This is a genomic window from Azospirillum sp. UFLA03-27 (genome assembly GCF_059803775.1).
In genome coordinates, this window is sequence record NZ_JAUQTX010000282.1 from 1 (window position 1) to 8,126 (window position 8,126).

Consider the following 8,126-nt stretch of genomic DNA (forward strand, 5'->3'; position numbering starts at 1 on the left):
GCGTATAATCGTCGGCAGCGTCAGATGTGTATAAGAGACAGGGCGGAGGTCGAGCGCGCCTGCGCGCTGGCCTGGGCCGCCTTCGACGCCTTCCGCGAGACCGGGCTGGAGGCGCGGGCCGCCTTCCTGGAGACCATCGCCGCGAACCTCCTCGACCTCGGCGACGCGCTGATCGTCCGCGCCATGGCCGAGAGCGGCCTGCCGCGCCCGCGGCTGGAGGGGGAGCGGGGCCGCACGGTCGGCCAGCTCCGTCTGTTCGCCCAGACGGTGCGCGAGGGCGGCTGGCTGGAGGCCCGCATCGACCCGGCCCAGCCGGAGCGCCAGCCGCTGCCGCGCCCCGACGTCCGGCAGCGCCACATCCCGCTCGGTCCGGTCGCGGTGTTCGGCGCGTCGAATTTTCCGCTGGCCTTCTCGGTCGTCGGCGGCGACACCGCGTCGGCGCTCGCCGCCGGCTGCCCGGTGGTGGTCAAGGGCCACTCCGCCCATCCCGGCACGTCGGAGCTGGTCGGCCGGGCCATCCGGGCGGCGGTGGTCTCCTGCGGTCTGCCCGAGGGCGTCTTCTCGCTGCTGTTCGGCGTCGGCAATCCCATCGGAACGGCGCTCGTCACCGACCCGCGGATCAAGGCGGTGGGCTTCACCGGTTCGCGCGGCGGCGGCCTCGCTTTGATGGAAGCGGCGGCCCGCCGGCCCGAACCGATCCCGGTCTATGCGGAGATGAGCAGCATCAACCCGGTTTTTCTGATGCCGGCGGCTCTGGGGGCGCGGGCCGAGGCGCTGGGCAAGGGCTTCGTGGCCTCGCTGACCATGGGCGCCGGCCAATTCTGCACCAACCCCGGCATCCTGCTGGGCGTCGACGGGCCGGACCTCGACCGCTTCGTGGCCACTGCGGTGGACGCGCTGGGCGGCAGCGCTGCCTTGACCATGCTGACCCCAGGTATCCACGCCGCCTATGATTCGGGGGTGGCGCGGCTCTCCGGCAGCGCCGCCGTGGCGACGCTCGCCCGCGGGCTGGCCTGTTCCGGCCCCAACCAGGCGCAAGCCGCCCTGTTCGGCACGACGGCCGACGCCTTCCTCGCCGACCCGGCCCTGCAGGACGAGGTGTTCGGGGCGGCGTCCCTGCTGATTCGCTGCCCGGACGCGGCAACGATGCGGACCGTCGCCGAGCGGCTGGAGGGCCAGCTCACCGCGACCGTGCAGATGGACGCGGCGGACGGCGACGCCGTGGCCGCGCTGCTGCCGACGCTGGAGCGCAAGGCGGGACGCATCCTGGCCAACGGCTGGCCGACCGGGGTGGAGGTCTGCCACGCCATGGTGCATGGCGGCCCCTTCCCGGCGACCTCCGACAGCCGGACCACCTCGGTCGGAACGCTGGCGATCCGGCGCTTCCTGCGCCCCGTCTGCTACCAGGACATCCCCGCCGCCCTGCTGCCGGAGGCGCTGCGCGACGGCAACCCGCTCGGCCTGTGGCGGCGGATCGACGGCGTGCCGGGACAGAGGTGAGGGAAGGACCGGCATCGCTTTGCCCGCATCGGGCGATCATGTCGGTTTCGGTATCGCTTCGGTCGAGAATCATATTGGACAGATATGGTTTTCGACGCCTAATGTTGGCGCAACGAACAAATGCGAGCGGGCACAGGCGGGTCGCCGGGGTTGCCCGGATCGATGACAAGACACCCAGGGGAGTGAAACGGTATGTCCAGGACATGGCTGATCTCCGCCGCTGCCGCCGCGGCCTTGTTGATCGGGCTCGGCGGTGTGCAGGCCGCCGACAAGAAGCTGGTGGTCGGCTTCTCGCAGATCGGCTCGGAATCGGGCTGGCGCGCCGCCGAGACCAAGACCGCCAAGACGGAGGCCGAGAAGCGCGGGATCGACCTGAAGATCTCCGACGCCCAGCAGAAGCAGGAGAACCAGATCAAGGCCGTGCGCTCCTTCGTTGCCCAGGGCGTGGACGCCATCTTCATCGCGCCGGTGGTGGCGACCGGCTGGGATTCGGTGCTGAAGGAGGCCAAGGAGGCGAAGATCCCGGTCGTCCTGCTCGACCGCCAGATCGTGACCAGGGACCCCGGCCTCTACATGACCGCCGTCACCTCCGACACGGTGCTGGAAGGCCGGGTCGCCGGCGAGTGGCTGGCCAAACAGACCGGCGGCACCTGCAACGTGGTCGAACTCCAGGGCACCGTCGGCTCCTCCCCCGCCATCAACCGCAAGAAGGGCTTCGACGAGGTCGTTGCCAAGAACCCCGGCATGAAGATCGTCCGCACCCAGTCCGGCGACTTCACCCGCGCCAAGGGCAAGGAGGTGATGGAGAGCTTCATCAAGGCGGAGAACGGCGGCAAGGGCATCTGCGCGGTCTACGCCCACAACGACGACATGGCGGTCGGCGCCATCCAGGCGATCAAGGAGGCCGGGCTGAAGCCGGGCAAGGACATCCTGGTGGTGTCCATCGACGGCGTGCCCGACATCTTCAAGGCGATGGCCGAGGGCGAGGCCAACGCGACCGTCGAGCTGACGCCGAACATGGCCGGCCCGGCCTTCGACGCGCTGGTTGCTTTCAAGAAGGACGGCAAGGCGCCGCCGAAATGGATCCAGACGGAATCGGCGCTGTTCACCCCTGACACCGCCAAGGCGGAGTACGAACGCCGCAAGGACGCCTACTGACCCGGCGTCCCGACGCATCGCCGGCGAGGCCCCCCGCATGACGGACCCCACCCCCACCGCGTCCCCGCCGCTGCTGGCGGTGCGCGGCCTGTCCAAGGCCTTTCTGGGCGTCCAGGCGCTGGACGGCGTGGATTTCACCGTGCGCCACGGCGAGATCCACGCTCTGCTCGGCGAGAATGGCGCCGGCAAGTCGACGCTGATCAAGACGCTGACCGGCGTCTACCAGCGCGACGCCGGCACCGTGACGCTGGAGGGGCGGGCCATCGCTCCCCGCGGCGTGGAGGAGGCGCAGCGCCTGCACATCGGCACCGTCTATCAGGAGGTGAACCTGCTGCCGAACCTGTCGGTGGCGGAGAACCTGTTCCTCGGCCGGCAGCCCATGCGTTTCGGTCTGGTCGACCGCGGCGCCATGCGGCGGCGGGCGCGGGCGGTGCTGATCCCCTACGGCCTGACCCTCGACGTGACGGCGCCGCTCGGCCGCTTCTCGGTGGCGACGCAGCAGATCGTCGCCATCGCCCGTGCGGTGGACATGTCGGCCAAGGTTCTGATCCTCGACGAGCCGACCGCCAGCCTCGACGCGCAGGAGGTGGCGGTTCTCTTCAAGGTGATGCGGACCCTGCGGTCGCGCGGCATCGGCATCGTCTTCGTCACCCATTTCCTCGATCAGGTCTACGCGCTGTGCGACCGCATCACCGTGCTGCGCAACGGCCGTCTGGTGGGGGAGCGGCGCACAGCGGAGCTGCCGCGCCTCGACCTCGTCGCCATGATGCTGGGGCGGGAGCTGGAGGCGGCGGCCCACCGCATCGCCCCGCCGTTCGATGACGCGGAGGAGGACGCCCGGCCGCCGCTGGTCCGCTTCCGCGGCTACGGCAAGGCGCGCAGCGTCGAGCCCTTCGACCTCGACATCCGCCCCGGCGAGGTGGTGGGGCTCGCCGGGCTGCTCGGCTCCGGCCGGACGGAGACGGCGCGGCTGGTCTTCGGCATGGACCGCGCCGACCGCGGCGAGGCGGCGGTGGACGGCCAAGCGGTGCGGCTGCGCGGGCCGCGCGACGCCATCCGGCTCGGCTTCGGCTTCTGCCCGGAGGACCGCAAGAAGGAAGGCATCGTCGGCGCGCTGTCGGTGCGCGAGAACATCATCCTGGCACTCCAGGCCCGCCAGGGCTGGCTGCGGCCGATCCCGCGCCGCCGCCAGGAGGAGATCGCCGACCACTTCATCCGCCTGCTCGACATCCGCACGCCGCACGCGGAGCAGCCGATCCAGCTGCTGTCCGGCGGCAACCAGCAGAAGGCGCTGCTGGCCCGCTGGCTGGCGACCGAGCCGCGCCTGCTGATCCTCGACGAGCCGACGCGCGGCATTGACGTCGGTGCCCACGCCGAGATCATCCGCCTGATCGAGCGGCTGTGCGCCGACGGCATGGCCCTGCTGGTCGTCTCGTCGGAGCTGGAGGAGATCGTCGCCTACAGCCGCCGCGTGGTCGTGCTGCGCGACCGCCGCCATGTGGCGGAGCTGAGGGGAGGGGAGGTCGCCGTGGACCGCATCGTCGCCGCCATCGCGTCGGAACCCGTTCCCGAGGAGGCGCGCCCATGACGCGGCCGGTCCCCGGCCCGTCGCGCAACCTGCCGCAATACGGCGCGCTGGCCGCCGTGCTGCTGGCCAACTGGCTGCTCTTCCCCGACTTCTTTTCCATCCGCCTGCAGGACGGCCGGCTGTTCGGCAGTCTGGTCGACGTGCTGAACCGCGGCGCCCCGGTGGCGCTGCTCGCCATCGGCATGACCATGGTCATCGCCACCCGCGGCGTCGACCTGTCGGTGGGCGCGGTGATGGCGATTTCCGGCGCGGTCGCCGCCACCCTGACCCAGGCGGGCTGGGGCTTGGCTCCGGTTCTGGCGGCATCGCTGGGGGCCGGGCTGCTCTGCGGCCTGTGGAACGGGCTTCTGGTGGCGGTCCTGCGCATCCAGCCGATCGTCGCCACCCTGATCCTGATGGTCGCCGGCCGCGGCATCGCCCAGCTGGTCACCGAGGGGCAGATCGTCACCTTCACCAGCCCCGGCCTCGCCTTCATCGGCAGCGGGTCGTTCCTGACCGTGCCGATGCCGGTGGTCATCACCGCCGTCCTGCTGGGGGTGACCGCACTGCTGGTCCGGATGACCGCGCTGGGGCTGATGATCGAGGCGGTCGGCGTCAACCGACTGTCCAGCGCCGGGGCGGGCGTCAACACGCCGGTCGTGCTGATCGCCGTCTATGTCTGGTGCGGCCTGTGCGCCGCCGTCGCCGGCCTGGTGGTCGCCGCCGACATCCGCGGCGCCGACGCCAACAACGCCGGCCTGTGGCTGGAGCTGGACGCCATCCTGGCGGTGGTGGTCGGCGGCACCTCGCTGCTCGGCGGCCGGTTTGGGCTGCTGCTGTCCGTGGTCGGGGCGCTGACCATCCAGGCGATGAACACCGGCATCCTGCTGAGCGGCTTCAAGCCGGAGTTCAACCTGATCGTCAAAGCAGGCGTCCTGATGGTGGTCCTGCTGCTGCAGTCACCGACCCTGACGCTGTTCCTGCCGCGCCCCGCCGGCCCCCGGCCGGTCCGGGCACCGACCCCGCCACGGGCCAAGCCCGAGAGCCAAAGCCCGAGCGCGGGAGCGTGACGCCATGATCCACCGCTTCCTTCCCCTGCTGGTCACCACCGCCGTCCTGGTGGTCGGCTTCCTGCTCTGCGCCGCGCAATTCCCCAACTTCGCCTCGCTGCGGGTCGTCGGCAACCTGCTGACCGACAACGCCTTTCTCGGCATCACCGCGGTCGGCATGACCTTCGTGATCCTGTCGGGCGGCATCGACCTGTCGGTGGGGGCGGTGATCGGCTTCACCACCGTGCTGCTGGCGGTGCTGATCGAGCAGGGCGGCTGGCACCCCTTGTCCGCCTTCGCCGTGGCGCTGGCGGTGGCCGGCGGCTTCGGGGCGGCGATGGGCGCCGTGATCCACGTCTTCCAGATGCCGCCCTTCATCGTCACGCTCGCCGGCATGTTCGTCGCCCGCGGCCTCGGCTTCGTGCTGAGCACCGATTCAATTCCGATCAACCACCCGCTCTACGCCGAGCTGGGCGAACTCGCGCTGCGCTTCGACGGCGGGGGCAAGCTGACCCTGCCGGCGCTGCTGATGCTGGGCGTGGTGGCGGCTGCGGTGGTGTGCGCCCATTGGACACGCTTCGGCGCCAACCTCTACGCGCTTGGCGGCAACCGGCAGTCGGCGGAGCTGATGGGCGTGCCGGTCGGCCGCACCACGGTGGCGGTCTACGCCCTGTCGGGGCTGCTGGCCGGGCTGGCGGGGATCGTCTTCTCGCTCTACACCGGGGCCGGCTATTCGCTGGCGGCGACGGGGGTGGAGCTGGACACCATCACCGCGGTGGTGATCGGCGGCACCCAGCTGACCGGCGGCTACGGCTACGTGATCGGCACGTTCATCGGCGTGCTGATCCAGGGCCTGATCCAGACCTACATCACCTTCGACGGCAGCCTGAGCAGCTGGTGGACCAAGATCGCCATCGGCGTCCTGTTGTTCGTCTTCATCCTGCTGCAGAAGGGCCTGCTGGCGGTCTGGACCGGCCGCGGCGGCGCCCCGGCGGAGGCGTGATCCCGTCTACTTGGCGGGCGCGGTCGCCAGGGTGACCCTGTTCATGAAGTTCTCCGCCTGCCCCTTGACGACCAGCGGGAAGGCGTCGGCGACGGCGTCGATCAGCGGGTCGAGCCAGCTCTGCTCGGCCTTGGCGAAGTCGTGGAGCACATAGCCGCTGACCCGGTCCTTGTCGCCCGGATGGCCGATGCCCAGGCGGATGCGCCAGTATTCCTTGCCGAGATGCGCGTCGATGGAGCGCAGGCCGTTGTGCCCGCCATGCCCGCCGCCCTTCTTCACCCGGAGCTTGCCGGGCGGCAGGTCCAGCTCGTCATGGATGACGACGACGTCCTCGGGCTTCATCTTGAAGAACTGCACGGCCGCGGTGACCGACTGGCCGGACAGGTTCATGAAGGTCAGCGGCTCCAGGGCGATCACCTTCTCGCCGCCGATCGTGCCCTCGGCGGTCTGGCCCTGGAAGCGCTTGCGCCAGGGGCCGAAGCCGTGACGGCGGGCGATCTCCTCCACCGCCATGAAGCCGATGTTGTGCCGGTTGCGCGCGTATTCGGCGCCAGGGTTGCCCAATCCCACCAGCAGCAGCATGGCGAACTCTCCTCATCGCGAAACGGCATAAGCCGGAAATGAAACAGGGGGCCGAAGCCCCCTGTCGCAACCCCAAAGGCGGCTTCCGATCAGGAAGCGGCGGCCTCGGTGCTCTCGGCCTCTTCGGACTTCAGGCCCGACGGGGCGACGATCGTGGCGATCGTGAAGTCGCGGTCGGTGATGGTCGAGGCGACACCCTCCGGCAGCTTCACCGAAGAGATGTGGATCGAATCGCCGACGTCGTAGCCCTCGCAGGAGATCGTGATCTGCTCCGGGATGTTGCCGGCGGAGACGGTCACGTCCAGCTCGTGGCGGACGATGTTGAGCACGCCGCCGCGCTTCAGGCCCGGCGACTTCTCCTGGTCGACGAACTCGACCGGAACCTGCACGGTGGTGCGGGTTTCGGCGGAGACGCGCAGGAAGTCGACGTGCAGCGGGACGTCGGTGACCGGATGGAACTGCACGTCGCGCGGCAGGACCCGGTGGGTGGCGCCATCGACGGTGACGTCGAACAGGTGCGTGAAGAAGCCCGCCTGGTTCAGAACACGGGTGAACGTGAACTTCTCCAGCGAAATCATGATGGGGGCCTGCTTGCCACCGTAGATCACGGCCGGGATACGGCCATCACGACGGGTCTGGCGGGCGGTCCCCTTGCCGGCCCGGTCGCGCGCTTCGGCGCTGAGCGGAACGATCTGCGTCATCGGAAGAACTCCTTGAACGGAAAAAAGCGCCAGCCTCCAGGGGTGCTGACGCGTGGGCGCGGTGATTAAGCCATGCGGGGCACGGCGTCAAGGAAAGAGTCCGGAAACTCCCGGATGGCCCTTATGAAAAGATGGCGCCCATGAAAAAAGCCCTTCCCCTGCGAAGGGGAAGGGCTTTTCGCGTGTGGTCCGGCGCCGTTAGGAGAACAGGCTCGACACCGAACGCTCCTCGCTGATGCGGGTGATCGCGTCGGCGAGCAGCGGGGCGATGGTGAGCTGGCGGATGTTGCGGGACACGCGCACGGCCTCGGTCGCCTGGATGCTGTCGGTGGTGACCAGCTGCTCCAGCGGCGACACGGCGACGCGGGCCACCGCACCGCCGGACAGGACGCCGTGGGTGCAATAGGCGTGGACCGACTTCGCGCCGGCGTCCATCAGGGCGACCGCGGCGTTGCACAGCGTGCCGCCCGAATCCACGATGTCGTCGAGCAGGATGCAGCGACGGTTCTTGACGTCGCCGATGATGCTGTCTCTTATACACATCTCCGAGCCCACGAGACTATAAC

Annotated in this window: 8 protein-coding genes; 5 read left to right on the top strand and 3 right to left on the bottom strand. The window is 69.9% G+C overall.

The features are described from left to right. The 5 genes from Q4I23_RS27955 to yjfF all read left to right on the top strand — a co-directional run. Nucleotides 1–1,500 (top strand): aldehyde dehydrogenase (NADP(+)) (locus Q4I23_RS27955; protein ID WP_498528372.1); only part of this gene is annotated, 1,500 nt, incomplete at its 5' end. 192 nt (nt 1,501–1,692) lie between these two features. Beyond that, on the top strand, nt 1,693–2,658 hold the full coding sequence (gene ytfQ / locus Q4I23_RS27960; protein ID WP_498528373.1) for a galactofuranose ABC transporter, galactofuranose-binding protein YtfQ: 966 nt from the start codon (nt 1,693–1,695) through the stop codon (nt 2,656–2,658). Nucleotides 2,659–2,695: 37 nt separating this feature from the next. Further along, a complete protein-coding gene (gene ytfR / locus Q4I23_RS27965) occupies nt 2,696–4,246 on the top strand; it encodes a galactofuranose ABC transporter, ATP-binding protein YtfR (RefSeq protein ID WP_498528374.1) in 1,551 nt (516 codons plus the stop codon). Further along, on the top strand, nt 4,243–5,295 hold the full coding sequence (locus tag Q4I23_RS27970) for an ABC transporter permease (RefSeq protein WP_454020921.1): 1,053 nt from the start codon (nt 4,243–4,245) through the stop codon (nt 5,293–5,295). The genes ytfR and Q4I23_RS27970 overlap by 4 nt, the downstream gene beginning before the upstream one ends. Before the next feature lie 4 nt (nt 5,296–5,299). Then, nucleotides 5,300–6,277: a galactofuranose ABC transporter, permease protein YjfF gene (gene yjfF, locus Q4I23_RS27975; RefSeq protein WP_454020922.1), complete on the top strand. Its 978-nt coding sequence runs from the start codon at nt 5,300–5,302 to the stop codon at nt 6,275–6,277. Nucleotides 6,278–6,283: 6 nt separating this feature from the next. Here yjfF and pth read toward each other — a convergent pair whose 3' ends face one another. The 3 genes from pth to Q4I23_RS27990 form a co-directional block, all read right to left on the bottom strand. Next, complete coding sequence (pth, locus tag Q4I23_RS27980; RefSeq protein ID WP_454020923.1) at nt 6,284–6,859, bottom strand: aminoacyl-tRNA hydrolase; 576 nt, start codon at nt 6,857–6,859, stop codon at nt 6,284–6,286. A gap of 89 nt (nt 6,860–6,948) precedes the next feature. Continuing rightward, entirely contained in the window at nt 6,949–7,560 is a 612-nt protein-coding gene (locus Q4I23_RS27985) for a 50S ribosomal protein L25/general stress protein Ctc (RefSeq protein ID WP_376998382.1), read from the bottom strand. A gap of 198 nt (nt 7,561–7,758) precedes the next feature. Continuing rightward, a partial coding sequence (locus Q4I23_RS27990; RefSeq protein ID WP_498528375.1) for a phosphoribosyltransferase family protein occupies nt 7,759–8,126 on the bottom strand: 368 nt, incomplete at its 5' end.